Annotated in this window: 19 protein-coding genes; 6 read left to right on the forward strand and 13 right to left on the reverse strand. The window is 53.5% G+C overall.

The annotated features are described in order from the left end of the window. The first annotated feature begins 100 nt into the window (after nucleotides 1-100). Genes leuA through leuD form a run of 4 tightly spaced genes read left to right on the forward strand, consistent with a single transcriptional unit; the run spans nucleotide 101 to nucleotide 4774 of the window. The gene (gene leuA / locus IDAT_RS10185) at nucleotides 101-1666 is read left to right on the forward strand and encodes a 2-isopropylmalate synthase (protein WP_034733352.1); all 1566 of its coding nucleotides are present in this window, start codon (nucleotides 101-103) and stop codon (nucleotides 1664-1666) included. Beyond that, entirely contained in the window at nucleotides 1663-2745 is a 1083-nt protein-coding gene (leuB, locus tag IDAT_RS10190) for a 3-isopropylmalate dehydrogenase (protein WP_034733353.1), read from the forward strand. Before leuA ends, leuB begins: the two co-directional genes overlap by 4 nt. After that, entirely contained in the window at nucleotides 2736-4151 is a 1416-nt protein-coding gene (gene leuC, locus IDAT_RS10195) for a 3-isopropylmalate dehydratase large subunit (protein WP_034733354.1), read from the forward strand. The genes leuB and leuC overlap by 10 nt, the downstream gene beginning before the upstream one ends. After that, nucleotides 4148-4774 (forward strand): 3-isopropylmalate dehydratase small subunit, encoded by a 627-nt coding sequence (leuD, locus tag IDAT_RS10200; RefSeq protein ID WP_034733355.1) that lies wholly within the window; start codon nucleotides 4148-4150, stop codon nucleotides 4772-4774. Before leuC ends, leuD begins: the two co-directional genes overlap by 4 nt. Here the strand turns inward: leuD and ilvA are convergent. From ilvA to ilvC, 5 genes are all read right to left on the reverse strand, one after another. After that, complete coding sequence (gene ilvA, locus IDAT_RS10205) at nucleotides 4714-6345, reverse strand: threonine ammonia-lyase, biosynthetic (RefSeq protein ID WP_081909818.1); 1632 nt, start codon at nucleotides 6343-6345, stop codon at nucleotides 4714-4716. The genes leuD and ilvA overlap by 61 nt on opposite strands. Next, the gene (gene ilvD, locus IDAT_RS10210; protein ID WP_034733356.1) at nucleotides 6342-8204 is read right to left on the reverse strand and encodes a dihydroxy-acid dehydratase; all 1863 of its coding nucleotides are present in this window, start codon (nucleotides 8202-8204) and stop codon (nucleotides 6342-6344) included. The genes ilvA and ilvD overlap by 4 nt, the downstream gene beginning before the upstream one ends. Nucleotides 8205-8206: 2 nt before the next feature. Further along, nucleotides 8207-8515, reverse strand: coding sequence for an acetolactate synthase 2 small subunit (ilvM, locus tag IDAT_RS10215; RefSeq protein WP_051986717.1), 309 nt, complete (start codon nucleotides 8513-8515; stop codon nucleotides 8207-8209). Beyond that, entirely contained in the window at nucleotides 8515-10185 is a 1671-nt protein-coding gene (ilvG, locus tag IDAT_RS10220; RefSeq protein ID WP_034733357.1) for an acetolactate synthase 2 catalytic subunit, read from the reverse strand. The genes ilvM and ilvG overlap by 1 nt, the downstream gene beginning before the upstream one ends. Nucleotides 10186-10438: 253 nt before the next feature. Beyond that, the gene (gene ilvC, locus IDAT_RS10225; protein ID WP_034733358.1) at nucleotides 10439-11923 is read right to left on the reverse strand and encodes a ketol-acid reductoisomerase; all 1485 of its coding nucleotides are present in this window, start codon (nucleotides 11921-11923) and stop codon (nucleotides 10439-10441) included. A gap of 105 nt (nucleotides 11924-12028) precedes the next feature. Here ilvC and ilvY point away from each other — a divergent pair, with 105 nt between their 5' ends. Next, nucleotides 12029-12910, forward strand: a complete 882-nt coding sequence (ilvY, locus tag IDAT_RS10230; RefSeq protein WP_034733359.1) for an HTH-type transcriptional activator IlvY — start codon at nucleotides 12029-12031, stop codon at nucleotides 12908-12910. Here the strand turns inward: ilvY and IDAT_RS13185 are convergent. The 7 genes from IDAT_RS13185 to IDAT_RS10260 all read right to left on the reverse strand — a co-directional run bounded on the left by IDAT_RS13185 (nucleotide 12823) and on the right by IDAT_RS10260 (nucleotide 20429). Then, the gene (locus IDAT_RS13185) at nucleotides 12823-13365 is read right to left on the reverse strand and encodes a nucleotidyl transferase AbiEii/AbiGii toxin family protein (protein WP_244441641.1); all 543 of its coding nucleotides are present in this window, start codon (nucleotides 13363-13365) and stop codon (nucleotides 12823-12825) included. The two genes, ilvY and IDAT_RS13185, sit on opposite strands and share 88 nt — an antisense overlap. Beyond that, nucleotides 13352-13891: a type IV toxin-antitoxin system AbiEi family antitoxin gene (gene abiEi / locus IDAT_RS10235; RefSeq protein ID WP_034733360.1), complete on the reverse strand. Its 540-nt coding sequence runs from the start codon at nucleotides 13889-13891 to the stop codon at nucleotides 13352-13354. Before abiEi ends, IDAT_RS13185 begins: the two co-directional genes overlap by 14 nt. A 127-nt stretch (nucleotides 13892-14018) precedes the next feature. Continuing rightward, nucleotides 14019-15053 (reverse strand): cyclase family protein, encoded by a 1035-nt coding sequence (locus IDAT_RS10240; RefSeq protein WP_034733361.1) that lies wholly within the window; start codon nucleotides 15051-15053, stop codon nucleotides 14019-14021. A gap of 32 nt (nucleotides 15054-15085) precedes the next feature. Beyond that, on the reverse strand, nucleotides 15086-16534 hold the full coding sequence (locus tag IDAT_RS10245) for an NAD-dependent succinate-semialdehyde dehydrogenase (RefSeq protein ID WP_034733362.1): 1449 nt from the start codon (nucleotides 16532-16534) through the stop codon (nucleotides 15086-15088). Next, entirely contained in the window at nucleotides 16527-17915 is a 1389-nt protein-coding gene (locus IDAT_RS10250; RefSeq protein WP_051986719.1) for a sigma-54 interaction domain-containing protein, read from the reverse strand. The genes IDAT_RS10245 and IDAT_RS10250 overlap by 8 nt, the downstream gene beginning before the upstream one ends. Further along, nucleotides 17912-19255, reverse strand: a complete 1344-nt coding sequence (locus IDAT_RS10255; RefSeq protein WP_034733363.1) for a hypothetical protein — start codon at nucleotides 19253-19255, stop codon at nucleotides 17912-17914. Before IDAT_RS10255 ends, IDAT_RS10250 begins: the two co-directional genes overlap by 4 nt. A gap of 10 nt (nucleotides 19256-19265) precedes the next feature. Continuing rightward, complete coding sequence (locus IDAT_RS10260) at nucleotides 19266-20429, reverse strand: iron-containing alcohol dehydrogenase (protein WP_034733364.1); 1164 nt, start codon at nucleotides 20427-20429, stop codon at nucleotides 19266-19268. A gap of 340 nt (nucleotides 20430-20769) precedes the next feature. On the opposite strand from IDAT_RS10260, the gene IDAT_RS10265 reads away from it, so the two are divergent. Further along, nucleotides 20770-21933 (forward strand): porin family protein, encoded by a 1164-nt coding sequence (locus IDAT_RS10265; RefSeq protein WP_034733365.1) that lies wholly within the window; start codon nucleotides 20770-20772, stop codon nucleotides 21931-21933. 93 nt (nucleotides 21934-22026) lie between these two features. On the opposite strand, the gene IDAT_RS10270 is transcribed toward IDAT_RS10265, so the two are convergent. Continuing rightward, entirely contained in the window at nucleotides 22027-23007 is a 981-nt protein-coding gene (locus tag IDAT_RS10270; protein ID WP_034733366.1) for a hypothetical protein, read from the reverse strand. Between the last annotated feature and the right edge of the window lie 98 nt (nucleotides 23008-23105).

Genomic DNA, 23105 nt, shown 5'->3' on the forward strand with positions numbered 1-23105 from the left:
GAAAGCCCCGCCATCAGGTCGGGGCTTTTTTTTTAGCCCGACCTCGGCGGCCAACAGCGCAAAAGCGCAACAACAGCTAAAGGCGTAACGAGGAAGAGCAATGACCACCGCAACAGACGATCGCATTTGGATTTTCGACACCACTTTGCGCGACGGCGAGCAAGCACTGCGCGCTAGCTTAAGCAAAAAGCAGAAAATCCAACTCGCCGAAGCCATCAGCCGCTTAGGTGTCGACGTCATGGAATTGGGCTTCCCAGCCTCATCCCCCGGCGATTTCGATGCGGTGCAAGCGATTGCCAACAGCATCAAAGGCCCAGTCATGTGCGGCTTGGCTCGCGCCGTGGCAAGCGACATTCACGCGTGTGGCGAGGCGTTAAAAGCCGCCGAACGCAAACGTATCCACACTTTTATCGCCAGTTCGCCCTTGCACTTGCAGTACAAATTGCGCAAAACCTTAGCCGAGGCCACCGCACAAGCCGTTGCCAGCATCCAGTTAGCGCGCAACTATACTGACGATGTCGAGTTCTCCTGTGAAGACGCTGGCCGCACCCCCATCGATGACTTGTGTTACATGGTCGAACACGCCATCAGCGCCGGCGCCACCACCATCAATATTCCCGACACCGTCGGTTACACCGTACCCACCGAATTTGCCCACATCATCAGCCAGTTGAAAAACAAAGTGCCTAATATCGACCAAGCGCGCATCAGCGTGCATTGCCACAACGATTTGGGTTTAGCAGTCGCCAATAGCTTGGCGGCCATCGCAGCAGGCGCGCGGCAAATCGAAGGCACCGTGAACGGCATCGGTGAACGCGCCGGCAATTGCGCCTTAGAAGAAATCGCCATGATCTTGGCCACCCGCGCCGACAGCTTTAACTACCGCACCCAGATCAACGCCAAAGAAATCTACCGCACCTCGCAGTTGGTCAGCCACATCTGCAATATGCCGATTCAACCCAACAAAGCGATCGTCGGCAGCAACGCCTTCGCCCATTCCTCGGGGATCCACCAAGACGGCGTGTTAAAGGCGCAAAATACTTACGAAATCATCACCCCAGAGAGCATCGGTATGCGTGCCAATCAGTTCAATCTAACTTCGCGCAGCGGCAAGCATGTGATCAAACACCGCTTAACCGAATTGGGTTATCGCGACCAAGATTACGACCTGCAGCAACTGTACGCTAGCTACATCAAGCTGGCCGACAAAAAAGGCCAAGTGTTCGACTACGACTTGGAGGCGTTGGTGTTCGAACAGTCGTTGCAAGAGCAAGACGACCCCTACAGCTTGAGCCAACTGACCACGCAGACCGACAGTAGCGGTCAAGCCAGTGCCACGGTGCAATTGACCTGCCACGGCCAAGCTCGCAGCTACACCGCCACCGGCAATGGTCCGGTGGATGCCAGCTACAACGCCTTACAAAGCATTATTGAACAGCCGCTGGAAATCGTCAGCTACCAGTTGAGCGCGAAAGGCAGCGGCGCCGATGCCTTAGGTCAAGTGGACATCACCGCGAGCTACGCTGGGCAGCAGATCCACGGCATCGGCTTGGCCACCGACATTGTCAAAGCTTCGGCCAAAGCCTATGTGCACGTATTGAATACCGCCGCGCGCGCAGCGCAAGTGCGCGCGCTGAAACAACATTTACAGGAGCAAGCGTCATGAGCATTTATAAAATTGCGGTTTTAGCCGGCGACGGCATCGGTCCCGAGGTGATGGCCGAGGCAATCAAAGTGCTTGATGCTTGTGCGCAACGCTTTCATTTTCAACCCCAATACCAAGCAGTCAAAGTTGGCGGTGCGGCCATTGACGCCTATGGCGAAGCCTTACCAGCGGCAACCTTACAAGCCTGTGAACAAAGCGATGCAATTTTATTCGGCTCGGTCGGCGGCCCCAAGTGGACCCATTTACCCGCAGCACAACAACCTGAACGCGCAGCCTTGTTAAAACTGCGCCAGCACTTTGACTTGTTCTGTAACATCCGTCCGGCGCGCTGGTACGCTGGCTTTGAACACTTAAGCCCGTTAAAGCCACAAACCACCGCCAAAGGTATGGATATTGTCTGCTTTCGCGAGTTAACCAGTGGCATCTATTTTGGCGCCAAAGAGCGTAGCGAGCAGAGCGCCAGCGATACCCAAACCTATCAGCGCGACGAAATTCGTCGCATCGCAATCAAGGCATTTCAAACTGCGGTGCACCGCCGCGGCAAAGTCACCAGCATCGACAAAGCCAACGTCATGGCTTCCGGTGTGTTATGGCGCGAAGTCGTCAGCGAGGTAGCCCAGCAGTTTCCGCAAGTCCAGCTAGAGCACATGTACGTCGACAACGCTGCGATGCAGTTGATACGTGACCCGAGCCAGTTCGACGTGCTGCTATGTGACAACTTATTCGGTGACATTCTATCCGACGAACTGGCCGCGATCGCCGGCTCCTTAGGACTGTTGCCATCAGCCAGTATCAATGCCAGTCGCTTTGGTTTATATGAGCCAGCTGGCGGCAGTGCCCCCGACATTGCCGGGCAAGGCAGTGCCAATCCGATCGCGCAAATCTTAAGTGCCGCCTTAATGCTGCGTTATAGCTTTGCCAATGAAGCGGCCGCCTGCGCCATCGAAACCGGAGTCACACACGCGCTCAAGCAGCAGCAAGTCACCGCCGATTTAACTTCAACCAATCCCGTATCCACCGCGCGCGTTGGCGACGCCGTCGCGCAATTTATCACTGAGGAAGTAGCAGCATGGGCATGACCTTATACGAAAAAATCTATGACCAACATCAAGTGGCACAGTTGAACGACAGCACCGACCTGCTCTACATCGACTTTCACTTTATTCACGAAGTCACCTCACCGCAGGCGTTTGCTGGGCTGAAACAAGCAGGACGCACGGTACGCAATCCAGTCGCTACCTTGGCGACCATGGACCATAACATCTCGACACAGAATCGCCGCATTGACGGCGCCGGTGAGGTTTCTCAACAGCAATTGACGGCACTGCAAAAACATTGCCGCGAATTTCAGATCCCGTTGATTGATATCACCCACCGCGACCAAGGTATTGTACACGTGATTGGCCCCGAACAAGGCATTACCCAGCCCGGCATGACCATTGTGTGTGGTGATTCGCACACCTCAACCCATGGTGCTTTTGGTGCTTTGGCCTTTGGTATCGGCACTAGCGAAGTGGAGCACGTGTTGGCGACGCAAACCTTACCGCAGCAACGGGCGAAGAACATGAAAGTGCAAATTGACGGACAACTGCCGATGGGGGTCACTGCCAAAGACGTGATCTTAGCGGTGATTGGTCGTATTGGCACCGCCGGTGGCAGTGGCTACGTGGTCGAGTATTGCGGCAGCGCCATTGAATCCATGGACATGGAAGAACGCATGACGGTGTGCAATATGACCATCGAAATGGGCGCCAAAGCGGGGCTTATCGCGCCTGATGAAGTGACCTTCAGCTACTTACAAGGGCGTCCACGCGCGCCTAGTGGGGACCAATGGCAGCGCGCCTTAGCACGCTGGAAGACGCTCAAATCTGATGCCGATGCGGTGTTTGATAAAACCGTGCACATTGACGCCAGTAGCATTCGCCCACAGATCACTTGGGGCACCTCACCCGAGCAAGTCATGGCAGTCACCGAACGGGTGCCTGATCCGGCCAACTTCCCTGCTACTGAGCAACAACGCAGCGTCGCCAAAGCATTGGAATACATGGGCTTAACTCCCGGTAGCTTGTTGCAAGACTACCCAGTCGATGTGGTGTTTATCGGCTCTTGCACCAACAGCCGCTTAGTTGATTTGCGCCAAGCCGCCGCCGTGGTCAAAGGGGGTCGCGTCGCCCCCCACGTACGTGCGTTAGTAGTACCCGGGTCGGCACAAGTGAAACGCGAAGCCGAAGCCGAAGGCTTAGCCGATGTCTTCCGTGCCGCCGGTTTTGAATGGCGCGAGCCGGGCTGCTCGATGTGCTTGGCGATGAACGACGACATCGTGCCAGCGGGTAAACGCTGTGTCTCTACCAGTAATCGCAACTTCGAAGGCCGCCAAGGACGCTTGGCGCGCACCCATTTAGCTAGCCCTGCAGTGGCCGCCAGCGCCGCCATTCACGGCTACTTATCGACCAATCCATTAGTCAGCGGGGAGGGCTTAATATGAGCCAACAACAGTACTTTCACCAAGGCAGCGCCTGCGCGTTGCCCATAGATAACGTCGACACGGACCAAATCATTCCAAAGCAGTTTTTAACCGGTATTTCGCGCGACGGCTTTGGCGCGGCACTCTTTTACGACTGGCGCTACCTTGACGATGGCGCGCCCAACCCTGATTTCGTGCTGAATCAACCACAGTTCCAAGGCGTCAGCATTCTCGTTGCGGGGCATAATTTCGGTTGCGGTTCAAGCCGTGAACACGCGCCTTGGGCGCTCGCGCAGTTCGGCTTTAAAGTGGTGGTTGCCAGTAGCTTCGCCGATATTTTCTACCGCAATTGCATTAACAATAAGTTGTTACCAGCACAGGTCAGCACGACCGACCTCAAGCGTCTGACGGCTGTTTGTGAACAACGCGCCGAAGCGATCAAAGTCGATTTAGAACAGCAGCAATTGGTGCTCAGTAACGGTGAAGCGATTCCGTTCAGCATCGCGAGCAGCGATCGTGATCAACTGTTAGATGATTGTGACTTTATTGGGGTAGCGGAGCAGCACTTGGACGCCATCGATCGTTACGAGAACGATCGGGCGACCACAGTGCCTTGGTTTATGCCGCTTTCCTTTACGGTATGAGCGTTTGCGGTGTGAGTCTTTTCCGAATGCGCTAAAAAGAATTGGTAGCTTGGCTGCGTCGTGACATCCACAAACGGGTAGCCAAGCTGCTGTAACAGCTGCTGCAGCTCGCTAGCACTCGCCGCCGCAGCATCTATGCCACCAAAACCGACCAACACATCACCGTACGCGGCGCCATGATTACGATAGTGAAACAAGCTGATATTGGCGCTATCGCCAAGCGCCTGTAAAAAATCGCTAAGTGCTTGCGGATGTTCAGGAAAAGTCACCTGAAACAGGCGTTCCTGCAGCGGCTGCCGTGGCCGCCCACCGACCATATGCCGAATATGCTGCTTCGCTAGTTCATCTTGCGACAAATCAACAAAGGCATAGCCCGCCTGTGCCAACAGCTGCTTGACTTCATTCAGTTCATGCAAGCCATCGGTAAGCTTCACGCCGACAAAGATCTGAGCTTGCTGATCATCGGCGTAACGGTAGTTAAACTCGGTGATCACGCGGCCATTAAGCACCTCGCAGAAGCGCCGAAAGCTGCCCACGCGCTCGGCAATGGTCACCGCCAACAAGGCTTCGCGCAACTCGCCAATTTCACTGCGTTCGACAATGTAACGCAGCCGATCAAAATTCAAATTAGCGCCACTCAGTACCGTCGCCAAGCGCAAACCTGGCCTCACTTCAGCACGGCGGGCATACACTTTCAAACCTGCCAACGCCAGTGCACCCGCAGGCTCGGCGATGGCACGGGCATCGTCGAAAATATCTTTCACCGCCGCACAAATCTCGTCAGACGACACCGTGATCACTTCATCGCAGAGTGCCGCAGCCACGCTAAATGGCAAAGTGCCGACCTGCTTCACCGCAGTACCGTCGGCAAATAGGCCAACTTGCTTGAGTTTCAACGGGTAGCGTGCCGCCAAAGCGGCAGTCAACGAGGCCGCATCGGCGGGCTCTACCCCAATCACTTTAATTTCTGGGCAAATGCTTTTGATATAAGCCGCCATACCGGCCAACAAGCCACCGCCGCCGACGGGCACAAACACCGCATCAAAATGCTGCTGGGCCAGCATTTCTTTAGCCACGGTACCCTGCCCAGCAATCACTGCATCGTCATCAAATGGCGGCACATAGCTCAGCTTGCGTTCAGCAGCCAACTGGTGGGCAAAATCACTGGCGCTGTCAAAATCAACGCCGTGCAAAATCACCTCAGCGCCTCTATCGCGCACCGCACTCACTTTGATTTCCGCAGTGGTGACCGGCATCACCACCACCGCATGGAGCCCAAGCTGTTTGGCTGAGTACGCCACGCCTTGGGCATGGTTGCCTGCCGAGGCACAAATCACTCCCTGCACGCCCTGTTGCTGCAATTGGTGTAACTTATTAAAGGCACCACGTAGCTTAAATGAGTAAATCGGCTGCTGATCTTCGCGTTTCAACAGCACTTGGTGCTGTAACCGTTTGCTGAGCTTGGGCATTTCTTGTAATGGCGTCTCGACCGCTGCTTGGTAGACCGGCGCCAGCAAAATTTGCCGCAAGTAATGGGCTTTCATCGCCTCTACCGAGGTAAATTCACTCATCGTGCACCACCTGCCAGTGTCACCGGCAACACCCGTACTGCACCTTTGTCAGCACTGCTAGCAAAGGCCGCATAGGCGCGCAATGCAGTACTCACCGCGCGCTCGCGCGGTTGCGGTTGCCACCCAGCAGCGCCTCGCGCTCGCATGGCGGCGCGGCGGGCCGCGAGTTCTTGCTCCGGCACTTGTAGCGTCAACGCGCGTTGGCGAATATCAATCGCGATACGATCGCCGTCTTCGACCAAGCCAATCACACCACCTGCTGCCGCTTCCGGCGAGACATGGCCAATCGACAAGCCCGAAGTACCGCCAGAGAAACGGCCGTCGGTAATGAGCGCACACTGGCTGTCCAGCCCCATCGATTTCAAATAGCTGGTCGGATACAACATTTCTTGCATGCCCGGCCCTCCGGCTGGGCCTTCATAGCGAATCACCACCACATCGCCCGCTTTGACCACGCCACCGAGAATCCCTTCGACCGCCGCATCTTGACTATCAAATACCCGCGCTGGACCGCTAAATTGCAGCATTTCTTCACGCACAGCGGCGGTTTTTACTACGCAACCATCTGCCGCCAAATTGCCCTGCAATACGGCCAGGCCGCCTTCAGTTGAATAAGCATGCTCACCAGCACGAATACAGCCCTGCACCCGATCCACATCAACACTCGGGTAGTAACAATCTTGCGAGAATGCTTGGGTGGTCCGAATGCCGGCGGGTCCTGCTCGATAAAACTGCTGTACGGCTGCCGATGAAGTGCGGCGCACGTCCCAGGTAGCTAGCCAATCGTGCAGCGAAGCAAAAGCAATGTGGCCAACGTCCTCGTGCAACAAGCCAATGCGCTCCAGCTCTCCTAAAATTGCCACCACCCCACCGGCGCGGTGCACGTCCTCCATGTGGTACTGCGGCGTCGCTGGAGCCACTTTGCATAGATTTGGCACCCGCCGCGACAGCGCGTCGATATCGGCCATGGCAAAATCAATTTCGCCTTCATAAGCCCCTGCCAACAAATGTAAAATAGTATTGGTCGAGCCGCCCATGGCAATATCCAGCATCATGGCGTTCTCAAAGGCATGGCGATTGGCGATGCTGCGCGGCAAGGCGCTCGCATCGTCCTGCTGATAATACTGCCGACATAAATCCATGACGGTTTTACCGGCATCCACGAACAATTGGCGGCGCAGCTGATGGGTTGCCAACAACGAACCATTGCCCGGTAGCGCCAAACCCAAAGCCTCGAGCAAGCAGTTCATCGAATTTGCGGTGAACATCCCCGAGCAAGAGCCGCAGGTCGGACAGGCACTTTGTTCAATCGCTTCGCTGTCAGCGTCGGACACCTTAGGATCGCCGCCGGCGACCATAGCGTCGACCAAATCGAGCTTGATAATTTGCTCCGACAACTTGGTCTTACCCGCTTCCATCGGACCACCCGAGACAAATACCACCGGAATGTTCAGTCGCATCGCCGCCATAAACATACCGGGCGTGATTTTGTCGCAGTTCGAGATACACACCATGGCATCGGCACAATGGGCATTCACCACATACTCCACCGAGTCGGCAATCAAGTCGCGCGAGGGCAGGCTATACAGCATGCCGTCGTGCCCCATGGCAATGCCATCATCGACCGCGATACTGTTGAATTCCTTGGCAATGCCGCCGTTTGCGACGATGCTTTGCGCGACAATTTGTCCAACTTCACGCAAATGTACATGCCCCGGGACAAATTCGCTGAAGGAGTTGACCACCGCGACTATCGGCTTGCCAAAATCGGTGTCTTTGACGCCGGTGGCACGCCACAACGCTCGTGCACCTGCGCGATTACGACCTTGCGTGACTGTTGCTGAACGTAATTTCGGCATCATTAACCTCGTTGTGCTTGCGCGGCTGGCGTAACCAGCGATCGCGCTGCGGCCACAGGCGTGGGGCGAGCGGCCAATTGAAACTCAGCGCCCACTTTAAGTTCACGCACGTGGTAGATCTTGGCAAGTTGCTTTACCAGCAGCTCGATATTGCGCTCACTGGCGATTTCCAGCACCAGCCGCTGCTCCAATTCGCTGTCGCGGGTCAGGTTCATACCGACCACGTTAAAACCACGGTAGCGCGCGACTTGCAGCACTCGCTCGATGGCAACCGGATGATGATCAACAAGTAAAGTAACTGTGGTGTGCATTAGTTTTTCTCCGTAAGCATGTCGTGGTTAGCAGCGCCGGGCGGTACCAAGGGCCAAACGTTCTCAGCCGCGTCAATCCGCACGTGTAATAAGAAGGGGCCGTCACTGGCAAAGAGTTGTTCCAGCGCCGCCGGCATATCGGCAGCGTGTTCCAAGTACAAGGCAGGAATGCCAAAAGCGCGCGCTAAGGCGCAAAAGTCAGGGTTATCGCTTAAGTCGGTCTCACTGTAGCAGCCGTCAAAAAACAGCTCTTGCCACTGCCGCACCATACCCAAGCGTTGGTTGTCGATGATGACGATTTTGACCGGTAACTGAAAGCGTTTGATGGTGCCCAGCTCCTGTACGTTCATCATAAAAGAGCCGTCGCCGCAGATAGCAAACACCGTCGCCTCAGGGCGGGCGATCTGTGCACCAACTGCGGCCGGCAAACTAAAGCCCATGGTGCCAAGACCACCGCTACTTAAATGATTGTTGGGTTGGCTAAAGCGCATATGCTGAGCCACCCACATTTGATGTTGTCCAACATCGGGGCACACCACCGTATCGGCGGGCATCTGCTCACTGATGCTGCGCAGCAACTTGGGCGCATAAACCCCCGGTGGCGGTGCGTCATAGCGCCACGGGCAAGCAGCATCGAGTGCGCGACAACGCTGCCGCCAAGCCTCACAGTGAGTGGTCACTTGCAGCGTCGGCAAAATGTCGCGCACATTACCATGAATGCCGCACAGCGCGCGGCGGCGTTTATGCAGCTCAGCGGCATCAATATCGATATGAATGACTTTGGCGTGGGGCGCGAATTCTGCCAATTTGCCAGTCACCCGATCATCGAAGCGCGCGCCTAGATTAATCAGCACATCGCATTCTTGCACCGCCATGTTTGCGCATTGCCGACCATGCATACCCAACATGCCCAAATCATGTGGGTAGTCAGGTGCAACGCTGCCTAAGGCCTTCAAAGTCGACACCGCTGGGATCTGGGTAGCATCCAAAAACGCACGTAACTCCTGCACGGCATCGGCCATCACCACCCCACCGCCGATGTAAGCCACCGGGCGCTCTGCTTGCGCAATTAAATGGCGGGCCAAGGCGATGGCGGCGGCGTTGTCGATACCGTGGGTCGATTGCGGTGGCGGTGCAACGCTGCGTGTCACCGCGGTGGGTGGCTGCGCTGGGCAGTCGCCCAGTTGGATGTTCTTCGGTACATCGATAAGCACTGGACCGGGGCGGCCTTCAGCGGCAATTTGAAAGGCTTGTTGCAACGCATCGGCAAGTTCACTGGGGTGGCTGACTAAAATGCTGTGCTTGGTGACCGCCAAGCTTAATCCCAAAACATCGATTTCTTGAAAAGCATCGGTGCCCATTACCGCTTGGTCCACTTGCCCGGTGATAGCGACCACCGGCACCGAGTCCAATTTGGCATCCGCCAGTGCAGTCAATAAATTGGTCGCACCTGGGCCCGAAGTTGCCATACACACACCGGTTTTACCGCTGGCCCGCGCATAGCCGATCGCAGCGAAGGCAGCGCCTTGCTCGTGGCGACAGAGAAAATGCTGTACCGGTGATTGGTAGAGCGCATCGTAAATCGGCATGATCGCGCCGCCGGGATAGCCAAATACGTGTTGCACCTGTTGTCGGTGTAAAAAATCGATGATGAACTCAGCACCGGTCATTGCCATTTTCCCTTTTTCTTCGGCCCTAGAACGCAAAAACCCCCGCTTGGTGAAGCGGGGGTTTTTGGAGTTTTGCTTGTTTGGCTGTTGCTTTACAAATTCCAATACCTGCCCGCGCAGCGATTAATAATCACCACGAGGAGCACTAGAATGTTGATGTTTGCAACAGCAAATAAACGCATTGTGTGTTTTCTTCTTAACAGTTCAAGTTTTGTTCAAGTCTTATCTATTTCTAACATTGTCAGCTTGAATGTCAACGGTTTTTTCCAATTGGCTTCATTTCTTTCATGTAAGCGCGCAAGGTACGACCGATTTGCTCGATCGGATGCTGATAAATGGCTTCGTTGACCCGATTTAATTCGCTGTAGTCGACCGTTTCTGCATGTTGCAGCCCGGTGCCGATAACCTCAGTACTCAAGTGCGCAAACAGCTCACGCTGTAACAGCTCATGCGCGGCGTTGGCGAACAAATAATTACCGTATTCAGCAGTATCTGAAATCACCACGTTCATCTCGTACAAGCGCTTGCGCGCAATGGTATTCGCAATCAATGGCAACTCATGCAATGACTCATAGTACGCCGACTCGGCCCGAATTCCGGCGCTGACCATAGTCTCAAATGCCAGTTCAACGCCCGCTTTCACCAACGCTACCATGACAATGCCGCGGTCAAAGTAGTCTTTTGCGCTAAGGGTTCCCGCGTAAGTAGGTGCTTGCTCAAAGGCACTTTGCCGGGTTTGTTCACGCCAGGCATGTAGATCGTGATCGTCGTTGGCCCAGTCGGCCATCATCTGCGCCGAGAACGCACCACTTAAGATGTCATCTTGATGTTTGGCGAACAGCGGCGTCAGCACTTGCTTGACCTGTTCACTCAGCGCGTTGGCGCGCAACCGTGCCGCACTGTCAAGGTGACTCATCATCAAGCTGATGCCACCAAACTTCAGCGCTTCAGTGATTTCCTCCCAACCGTGCTGTACCAAGTGCGCAGCTTCAGCTTTATCGATACCATGCTGGACCATGTGGTCGTAACATAGCAACGAACCGACTTGCAGCATGCCACACAAAATCGTTTGCTCGCCCATTAAATCGGACTTCACCTCGGCCACGAATGAGCTTTCTAACACCCCGGCACGATGCCCGCCGGTGGCGACCGCCCATGCCTTTGCCCACGCCAAGCCATGGCCATTGGGGTCATTCTCTGGATGCACAGCAATCAGCGTGGGGACGCCAAAACCGCGTAAATATTCCTCGCGTACCTCGGTACCGGGGCACTTGGGTGCCACCATGATGACGGTGATGTCAGCGCGAATCCGCTGGCCTGTTTCGACAATATTAAAGCCATGCGAATAGCCGAGCGTTGCGCCCGCCTGCATCAGCGGCATCACCGCCTCAACCACGGCGCTGTGTTGTTTATCTGGAGTTAAGTTGATGACCAAATCGGCACTGGGTATCAACTCCTCGTAGGTACCAACGGTAAAGTTTGCACCAGTTGCTTGTTGCCATGACGGGCGCTGCTCTTTTATCGCCTCGGGGCGCAAGGCATAACTGACATCAAGCCCGGAGTCGCGCATATTGAGGCCCTGGTTAAAACCTTGCGCACCACAACCGACAATCACTATCTTCTTCCCGAGCAGTGCCTTGCAGCCCTCGTTAAATTCCGCGGCTTGCATAAAACGACATTGTTGCAGTTGCGCTAACTGCTGACGAAAAGGTAATTGATTAAAGTAATTGTCACTCATGACTTTTCTCCTGTGGTCTGCATTGAGCCTACGCCAGGATTTATGTTGCGTATAGTGAATCATTTGCAATAGAGTATTGCTATATACGCAATATTTGAGAATCTTATGGACCTACGTACCTTAGAGTTATTTGTCGCGCTTGCCGAAAGCTTGCATTTTGGCCGCACCAGCGAAGCCATGCACGTCAGCCCCTCGGCGCTATCGCGGCAGATCCAACGCTTAGAAGAAGCCCTCGGTGTGCGCTTGTTTATGCGCGACAACCGCTCGGTTGAACTGACCCAACAAGGTAAACAAGCGCTTATCACCTGTCAGGCGTTGGTGACTAGCTGGCAACAATTGCAGCAGCAACTTGGCGACGACAGTCAACTGCGCGGACAATTACGCTTGTACTGCTCAGTTACCGCTGCACAAACCCTGATGCGGCAATTTATCGAACGCTTTCGCCCGCTGTTCCCCAATGTTGCACTTACGGTGGAAACCGGCGATGCGGCTTTGTCGATCGAACATGTGCTACAACAACAAACCGATATCGCCATTGCCCCGCGCCCCGACAAAGTTCCTGACGGCCTATTGATGCGCGAACTCAACACCTCACCACTGGTGTTTATTCGCCCACGTGCCGACTGCGCAGTGCGCGCGCAGACGCTTACAAATAAGCTCGATTGGTCAGCGGTGCCAGTGATTGTGGCGCGTCTGGGGTTATCGCGAGAACGGCTATTTGCTTGGTTTGCGCGCCATCAACAACAGCCGCACGTGTACGCCGAAGTGGCCGGCCACGAAGCCATTGTTGCTATGGTCGGCCTCGGTTTAGGCATAGGTTTAGTGCCAGAAGTGGTGCTCGAACAAAGCTTAGTACGGGAACAAATCGAAGTATTTAAACGCCCCACCGACGTACCGCCCTACCACGTCAGCATTTGCTGCCTCGAGCGCCGCCTGCAAGACCCCGTCATCGCCGCCTTCTGGCACGCCTGCGGCTGTCTGGTATAAGCTGGAACATTAGCAACCTCAAGCTTGATGCGCTGTTGCGGTAGACTTCTATTCTCTGGTGCTGTCACCACTGCAATTTGCCATTTGTTGATCCGTAATTCCGAATAGGTCGGTTCATCTTGCAAATCTTTCGGCTCTTTTACCGTCACCTCAAGACCATAGCGTGCGCCCACGTAGTCTTCAATGCAGGTTTTCATCGCGGACAATTGGGCAGAACTAAAATCCACCCCTCCGGCAAAATCTAAATCCTCGCTAAAGCGATTCCCGCCGTAACAAAGCCGTAAAGAGGTACCACCCTGAAACACCAAATGGTCGAGTAAGCCAGCTTGTTCCAAGGCAAACAAGATGTCGTAGTGCAACAACTCCTTTTCGACAACTGCGCGCATATTGCGTAACTCGCCATCCACCATGGCTCGCTCGACCAGCTCGAGGAAGTTCTGTTTATCCAATTTCATTTACCACCTCTTGGTCAATCAGGTGCAGGTTTCTTCCCACTTGCTTAAGGTCGCGTAGTGCAGCATTCAGTGTCGCCAGCAGCAACGGGCGCCCGGCGTCTGCGGTGTTGTCGAGAATATCGATGATACTGCGTTTGGTATGGGTAAACTCAATGGTTCCAAAGGGTGTTTTAAACTCTCCAGAGCGCCCGGTCGTCATCACCGTCAATCGATCGATCGGGATTTGCGAAATGACACCGTACTCAGACAAAGCTGACTCAAGGCTCACATAATTGTACTCGCCACGGCGTAGGGTTCGAGCAATGAATTCAAGGGTATGACTACCCAACGAGCGCGCTTGCTGATAGACAAACACACCGTTGCTGGCCCGCACCAGGATTTCATCTTTGATAAGCCGATTGAGACCAGCGCGAAGTGTCGTTTCGCTGTCTTCGTGGAAGATCTTCCGCAAGTCTGAAAGGGCAAATACGCAGCGCCCTTTCTTATCGAATTCGGTGAGTTTTTTGATTGCGTCGAGTTGCTTCATGCTCTGCTTAGTCAACCTAAACAACACTTAAAGATGTTATTAGTGTAGACCGAATGCATAAGCTAGGCAAGTTATCAATAGCTTCCTTAAGCCCGTACCGCTGGTACGGGCTTCTTGCATAAGGTTATTATTTAATGACGATTGGATTGATCGGTGAACCTGAACCACGTTCCATTTTCAATGGCGCCGCAGTAAACATGAAGGTGTATTGGCCGTCCTCTGCACTGTCAGCAGCTAAGTCATCTAACCAATACAACTCACTCAAAACCACGCCAAGGTCTCGAATCAGTGCACCGTGCAAAGGGATCACGTAGTCGGTGCCATCAATCTTTTGCGGAACCAATTCTACCGCTAGGTTATCTGCAGCAATAACTGGAATTTCCATAGCATCGACCCATTTCACCAACTCTTTGCTATAGCACAAGCCGGGCTCCGTGGTTGCTGTCCACTCTGCATCTGGCGTATCGGTGTAGAAGCGACCGACCGAGCCTGTACGAATCAGCAGAATATCGCGCTTTTCAATAGTCACGCCCTGCGCTTTTGCGGTATCTTTTAAGTCCTGCAAGGTTACACAGCTACTTGGTGCAATACGACCTGACTCACCACCTTTGAGAAGACCCACATCCAGCAGTACGCCGCGTCCAACAATGCCGTGACTGGCAAGACTGCCAATATCCACATGATCATGTCCATGTACGGTACTATCCGCACTCACACCACCATAAACTTGATCGCCATACCAAGCATGACCCAGAGCATCCATGTGCGTCGTACCTTGAAGATACATGAACACCGCGTCATCAGAGTACTTCACGCCACCCGCAAGTTCATCCAGCTTGCCGGTATCGTACATGCTTTCGTCTTGCGTCATGTAGTGCATCGCCGGCACGCGCCCCGGGAATACCGGACCGACGCCGTGAATCATCGGCAGTTGCAAAGTGAATTTTTCGCCCTGCTTCACCGCTTGTACGCCGCGTAGCGCCTGCGCATCGTCAAGGTAATTCAATGCACCAATTTGGTCATCGTCACCCCACTTCCCCCAGTTTTTCGGCATATCCGCCTGTAGTTTCTCAATAGCAGTTTCTTGCGCGATGGCGCCCGCTGATAGACCAAGCAGCGCTGCTGCTACCGTAAAAGACAAAACGTTCTTCGTTGTTTTCATAGCTAAAGTCCTTCTTGTTATTGGAGTTATACTTAGTTACTCAATTTGATGTACTTCGTCTCGAGGTATTCCTCGATGCCCTGACGGCCGCCTTCGCGACCCATACCCGACGCTTTCACACCGCCGAAAGGCACGGCTGCATCAGAGATAAGCCCGGTGTTAAAACCCACCATGCCAACCTCTAGATCACGTGCAAAGCGTTGAATTTGCTTCAAATCTTGACTGTAAACGTAGGCCGCCAAGCCCGCGTGCTGCTGCCGCAGCTGCTGTAGTAAATACGTTTCATCGGTGAAGCGTACCAACGGCGCAACGGGACCAAAAATCTCTTCCTTTACACATGCCATCTCGAAGTTGGCGTTAGCAATAACCGTTGGAACAAACCAATTGGCATCTTCTCGCCAGCGCTGGCCGCCACACAGTACCCGCGCGCCTTTACTGACAGCATCGGCGAGTAAACGCTCGACTTTGTGCACAGCCGCGCGATTAATCAACGGACCGATAACCACATCGGCCTCGTCACCGCGCCCTAGCTTTAGTTGTTGCACTCGTGCGACAAGACGCGCGGCGAACACGTCATAGATGCTATCGTCCACATAAATAGCGTTGGCGCACACGCAGGTTTGCCCAGCATTGCGAAACTTTGCCGCTATGGCTCCCTCTACCGCTGCGTCAATATCGGCGTCATCGCACACAATAAAGGGGGCATTTCCGCCTAGCTCTAGCGATAAGCGCTTAAGCGTGGGAGCGCAATTCGCCATCAGCGTGCTACCAACTGCAGTAGACCCGGTGAAACTCAACTTGCGTACCGTCGGTGAGCTCGTCAAGCGTTGACCGATGACTTGCGCATCGCCGGTAATCACGTTCAGCACTCCGACAGGGATTCCCGCTTGCTGCGCTAGCTCCGCCAATGCCAACGCGGTAAATGGCGTATCCGGTGCGGGTTTGACGATCATGGTGCAACCCGCCGCAAGCGCCGGCGCAACCTTGCGCGTGATCATTGCAGCTGGAAAATTCCATGGTGTAATCGCCGCACAAACCCCCACCGGCTCGCTAAGCACCAGCATCGATAACGGCGTTTCGCCGTATGGTAATGTGGCTCCGGTATCAAGCAGCGTCGGCTGCGAGAACCATTGGATATAACTAGCCGCATAAGTAATTTCGCCTAGTGCTTCAGCAAATGGTTTGCCCTGTTCTAGCGTTAAAATCCGAGCCAAACGCTCGCGCTCGGCCATGATCAACTCGTACCAAGCAGTGAGTAACCGACAACGCTCCCGAACCGGTACTTCTCGCCATTGATAAAACGCTGTTTCCGCAGCGCGGATACAGCCATCGACCTGGCGCACACTCAATTGCGGAACACTCCCTAAATAAGCCCCAGTGGCAGGGTTAAGTACCGATTGCACGCTATCATCTGACGCGGTTATCCACTCGCCATTCACGAATGCTTGCTCCCGCAATGCAATCACCTCTCCTTCAAACATCTGTTGACTCCCTAGTAGTGCCGTTGCCGGCGTCCTTTGCTTGTTGCTGAGCACGCCAGCGCTGTTGTTTTTTCACCAAAGTGGACTGGTCAATATCGAGCGCTGCAGCGGCCTGTCGCGTAGTACCATACAGCTCCAACGCCTGCTCAATCAGCTGCTGCTCGAGCGCTTCCACCTGTTCCTTTAAACTCACACCAACACGCCCAATGGCGCTATCGACACGCAGCTCACGGGGGAGTTGTGCAGTAGTGATTAACGATTGCTCGGCCGTCACCACCAAACGCTCGGTGAGATTAATTAACTCACGAATATTCCCCGGCCATTGATAGCGGCGCAGTCGCTCGATCACCTCACGTTGCCAGCGACAGTCAAATTCATACTTACAGTTGAAGTGGTGCAAATAATGATTCAATAGCGCTTCGACTTCTTCGGCACGCTCACGCAAGGGCGGCAACTCAAGCGGCACTACGCTCAGGCGATACAGTAGGTCTTCGCGGAACTTACGCTGAGCAACCAGTTCATGAAGATTATGATGAGTCGCCGAAATAAGGCGAAAGTTGGTTTTCTTAAACTGCGTGCCACCCACTGGAATAAAGCGATTTTCGGCAATGACCTTCAACAGTTTGGCTTGTAAGCTGAGCGGCAAATCACCTATTTCATCCAAAAATAAGGTGCCATTGTTCGCCGCCTCTAACAGGCCCGTTTTGCCTTTTTGCGCAGCGCCGGTGAAAGCGCCTGGCACATAGCCGAACAGTTCTGCCTCGAGCAAACTTTCCGGCATGGCAGCACAGTTGAGTTCAATGAACGGCCCCTGAGCCACCGCGCTGTATTCATGGATGGTACGCGCGAGTAGCGTTTTACCGGTACCCGTTTCACCTTGTATCAATATTTTCGCGGCCGTCGGCGCTACCCGTTTCGCTAAGTCGTAACACTGCTGGGTGGCGCGGCTAATGATCAACGCCTCGCGCGCCTCTCGAGCACCATAATGGTCACGCACGTGCAATATCTGCTCGAGTTGCTCCTCAGCTCGCTTCGCTTGCAGTAATTCGGTGACGTCGCGGACTGTCGTAACGATATATTCGATGCGACCGCGACTATCGAACATCGGTGTGCCAGAAACCAATATTTTATGGTCTTCGCCAATGGTTTGGGTAAGGGTGACAGGCCCCTTTTCTTTGAGTACTTCAAGCGATACGGAGCGTGAAATGTAGCCACGTTGCACCACTTCGGACATATGCAAGCCCACCAAAGCGCTGCGTGGAATGCCAGTGATGCGCTCGTAAGCTTTGTTAACTGTAACCGTGATACCGTTACCGTCGGTGATGTACACACCATCACTCATGGCATCGATCACGCGCTGAAGATTGTCGCCGGACATCATACGCGTTGCTCCCGCAGGCGCCAGCCGTAAACGAGGAAACATAACAACAGCCCAGCCGCAAACGCCCATGTCGCGCCTTTTACGACCAAAATTGCAGCGATGATCCCGGCAATTCCCAAATCACGTTCTGATTGCGCCTCTTGAATACCGATGCGCACACTCACATAGCCTTGGATCAGCAGTGTCAATGCCAGCGCGATACCCAGTATCGGCTGCACTAAACTCACTACTGGCAATAAGAGTAGGCCTGTATTGGTGCCCCAGCGGAATGAACCGGCGCCGCCAAAAATTGAATCCATCGCTTGCCGACCCTTTTTAAAACGCTCGACAATCACTACATGCATCGCTGCCCACAATGGACCACACATGGTCACATCAGGACCAATGACACTCATGCCAAGGTTACGCGCACCGAAAATCAAATGGGCACGATTCGGGTCATAGTCGATTTTCTCATCTTGCCGAACCTCGTCAGCTTCATCCAATATCGCTTTACTTTGCAGCACATCGCCAAACAACACGATATAGGCGGCAAGTACCGTCGGAATCGCACTCAAATACATGCTCCACGGCGGGAATCCCACCCCGAATAAGGTGTACTGAGTGAACATGGTGACAAAATCAGGAGCAGTGAATCCCCACTCAATATCGGGCCAGGGCGCTTCAGAAAACAGCGGTGCCAGTACAATCGCGAGGGCAATAATCGGGAAAATACCTAACTTACCGAGTAAACCAAATACCCAATGGCGCGACTGCAAGGCGGCGAAATGCTTCGAGAAGATAAGATAAAACGCGATGCCAACAGCTATCGAAATGGTAAACGGATAGCTTTCAAAGCGTCCTCCATCATCAAACACCACCGCAACCGCCGCAAGACCTGCGCCCATGATGATGCCAGCTTTAATCGCACTCGGGATCAGCTGCACCACCCGTTTCGCTGCACCCGAAGCACCGAGCACGATCGCGAACAAGCCAAGCAGCATTTGAAAGGCTATTAACGCATGCACCCGCGCTTCGCCTTCGGGGAACATGGATACGTACATCATTAATAAAGGAATCGCCGGTGTGATCCAGCCGGGTACTACCGGGTCACCGAGTAAATGGTGGAGTAAATAGAACAAGCCATTCAGTACGACAATCGCCAGCGCCGCCTCGAACGGCATCCCTAACAATTCAGTCATCAGCGATATCGCCGCCAAATCGACGGCACACATCAATAGCCCTTGAAAATAATCTGGCCACTCGAAGCGATAATGCACAAAAGGTAAGCGAACCTTGAACGGACCGAGCGCAAAATACGGCGCTTCAGCGCCGGTAACGCGTTGTTTCCATAACGACATAAACGGTCCCTCAGTAGGCTTCGCGATAAATAGCTTCGATGTCCTGCACCGACAGCTCACGCGGGTTATTGCGCAGCAAACGCGTGACGCCGCTGGCAGCAACGGCAAGCTCTGGTAAAGCTGATTCGGGAATATCGAAAGCACGCAGTTGCGCCGGTATCTTAACCGCGGAACACAGCGCACTGATCTCGTCGATTACTAATTCACCAGCGGCGTCGGCAGTTATGTCTGCAGGAGCGCCAAAAGCCTTTGCCAATTCCACAAAACGCTCAGGACACGCAGCTTGATTCCATCGCATCACTGGCACAAACATCACTGCGTTGCTCATGCCATGAGACAAGTGGTAACGCCCTCCCAAAGGGTAAGCGAGCGCATGTACCGCACCCACTCCAGCATTACCAAAAGCCAAGCCTGCCATCAAACTGGCGGTGGCCATTTCTTCGCGCGCACTCATGTCATTCGGCTGCTCATACGCTCGTACTAAGCTCGCTTTTATCTTTTGCACGGCTGCCAGTGAATAGGGTTCAGTTAAGGCCGTTGCAAATTTTGAGAGATAGCTTTCGACCGCATGCACTAAGGCATCAACACCGCTCGCGGCGGTCACACTGGGCGGGCAACTTAAGGTCAGTTCGGGAGCGACAATGGCAACATCAGGGAGGAGCTCGTTACTAACGATACCTTTTTTCAATTGTGCTTCGTTATCGGCGAGAATCGAAATATTCGTGACTTCAGAGCCAGTGCCCGCTGTCGTGGGTAAGCAAATTAATGGAAAGCGGCGTGGCATAACCTGATCTTCACCAAATAGTTCAGCGAGTGGGCGCTCATCACCGGCGTAAACCGCCACTGCTTTTGCCGTATCCATTGCGCTGCCGCCGCCGACCGCGACAATACCATCGCAACCTTGCTCGACAAATAATGCACGGCAAGCCTCAACCACAGCCATTTCTGGTTCAGCGGAAATCGCGTCAAATACGGCAAAGTGCTCCACTCCTGATGCTTGCAGTTGGGCAGTAATAGTGTCGGTAATACCTGCTTGACTCACACCTCGGTCAGTCACAATCAACGGACATTTGCAGCCTAGCTGGTGCATTTCACGCGCCAATTCATGGCTCGCATGTGCGCCGGTAAGCAAACGCCGCGCGGTCTTAAACGTTTGAACGGTTGAAGTACGCATAGCCTTCCTTTTGTTGTTCTAGTTCTCGTCGTTCGGTGCCAGTTTATGGTGCAAACACCGTACCAACTTTGAGCAAATATTTAACTTTATGTTTTTTATGGACTTTTAAATAATGAATGCTTGAATCTGAAGAACCGCTGATGATTTATTTCATCATAGACCCACACTTGATGAATATTATCATCATTGTTAAGCGGATGTGAAAAACTAAACTCTATTAAAAACAGAAGTTTACGATTGCTAATGAAGTTGGCACAGCCATTGCACCAAGAAGATGCATCAGACGTCATCTATCGCTGACATCTGTCATCAACAATAACAACTACAAGAGGCAATGGTTATGACTCACAAAACAACTCGGCTCTATTTACCAGCGCTTGTGGGAGCGCTGTTAGCAACGACCGCACAAGCAGAAACAGCAGCTCCAGCTTGGGACTTCGATTTTCATGGTTACGTAAATGCTCACGCAGTTTTCGCAGACTGTGATGATTCAGGCGCCGTAGTTGCGGGTAACGCCTTGCTTTGTACTGGCGAAGACGCAACTTCAGTGTCAAACGGTTATAGCCCAGCAAGCTTCCAGTTTTCTGCAAGCACTCAGCGCGAAGGGTTCGACATTAAAGCCGTACTCGCTATTGAGCCGGGAACTACCGACAACAGTGCGTTTAACGGTAACGGAGATAATCGTGCCTACCGTGCTTTCTTTACCGTCGGTAACGCCGACATGGGTACCATTAAAGTCGGTCGTGATTACGGCGTGTTCGGCATCGATGTGGTGCTTGAAGATATGGCTTTAGGTGGCGTCGGCGCCCCAGCGGCCATTCGTAGCCCGTTGAATACCACACTAGGTGCCGCCGGCTATGGTTATGTGTTCGCCGACCGCTTGTCGCAAATCACGTACAGTCGTCAATTGGGGGCTAACTTACAGGCGGATATCGGTATCTTCCAACCGCTCGATCCAGTCAGCTTTGGCGGTAACGGTTATGTCGCCGACTCAGGTTCAGAGCGCCCCGGCATTCATGGCCGCTTACGCTACAATCACGAACAAGGCTACATTTCGAGCACTTTCTACAGCCAAGATGTTGCCACCCCAAACGGTGACTACACTGCGCGTGGCATCGACGTAACAGCGGCATTACAACTGGGCGCAACGCGTTTGGCAGCCTCTGCATTCGACGGTCAGGGCTTTGGCTATTACGGCCTGCTTATCGATGGTGCAGATATCAACGGCACGCCGCGCGATACTTCTGGCTGGTTTACCCAAGCCACGCACACTATCGGCGCCACTAAGTTTGGCATCAACTATGGTGTGTCTAAAATTGATTTGGCTGGCGTTGATGCCTTGGTACAAGTCGAGCAGCAAAGCAAGCTAAGTGCTGGCGTGTGGCACACCCTGTGGAGCATGTTCACGGTTTCTGGTGAAATATCGCGCATGGAAGCTGAAAGTCATGCTGGCGACAGCATTGAAAATACGGCATTCAGCGTGGGCTTGGCGTTGAGCTTCTAGTAAACAAATGGCCTGTGGCAAACGCCACGGGCCACTCAGTTTTAGAACGCACAGCGCGATGTTGCTGTTACACACCATCGCGCTGTTATTGTGTTACCGAGCGCCGCTGCGATAAGACATATAGAGGGCATCGCGCAGCATACGTGCTTCGGTGTAATCAATAACGCCGGTGTTCAGCAAGTTATAGGACACCTGCGTTTCACAATACGAAGGCCCGCTTAATCGAGGCAGCATCGAACTAAACCGGGGGGCGGGTTGCTCCTGCTCTTCGCTTAAACATACTGCGTAGTGGTCCATAATGGTGCAGCCATCGGCATCAACGTAGTTGGTCACGCCCGAGTCGAGCCAACCACTGAAGCTGACGGTTTCCGCGACAACGCTCGCAGTGCATAAGTCCACCTCGTCGAGTATACCGTCGCCGTCAGCATCGCTGGATAAGAAGTAGGTGCCGATGGAGTTGACATTACCGACTAACTCAAATGATTCTTCGGCGGTTCCGTTCATGAGCGATAGCGTCGCTCCAGCAACAACGTTGGTATTCAAAAGCTGCGGATAGGGCTCGAAAGTTGCGTGTATGGGCACGTCGGGAGAATAAAAATTGATAAAGTTTAGCGAGTTGATCCCATCAACTTCCTGTGATGCTGAAGCATAAAATCTATCGTTGTCGAATAAGTCTCCACCTGAAATCAACAGCAATGATTCATTGTAGGTTTGTGAAAAAGTGGCGGTTGCAGCATCGAAGGGTATAAAGAACTCTGAACTTAGTGGCACACCCTGCGCATCCCAAAAGTAAGCTCGGATAGTTGTGATACTCTCGTAATAGGTTCGGATAGACCAAAGGGTCATCGGCGGATTCGTCGATGCCGTTGGCGCCACCGATGTATCGAACTCAACTTCAACACGGTAGAACGCCACGTTTCTCAATGCTGATAAGCGCTCCGATTGCTCAGGGTAAATATTCACGCCAAGCGCTTCACCTTCAATATAATAGCCAAGGTCTTGAGCCGATAGGCTAGAAATCGCCATTACAAACACGCACAACGGCACTGTGATAAGTTTAGATAGAGTTTTCATGATTTCCGTCTCGTCATTGATTATTTTTTGCACAGCGCAATTTAAACGTATAAACCATGTTTCCGATTTGTACAGTTTTTATACGATTCAGTCCGACT

Source organism: Pseudidiomarina atlantica (genome assembly GCF_000753735.1).
In the GTDB taxonomy this organism is placed as follows: domain Bacteria; phylum Pseudomonadota; class Gammaproteobacteria; order Enterobacterales; family Alteromonadaceae; genus Pseudidiomarina; species Pseudidiomarina atlantica.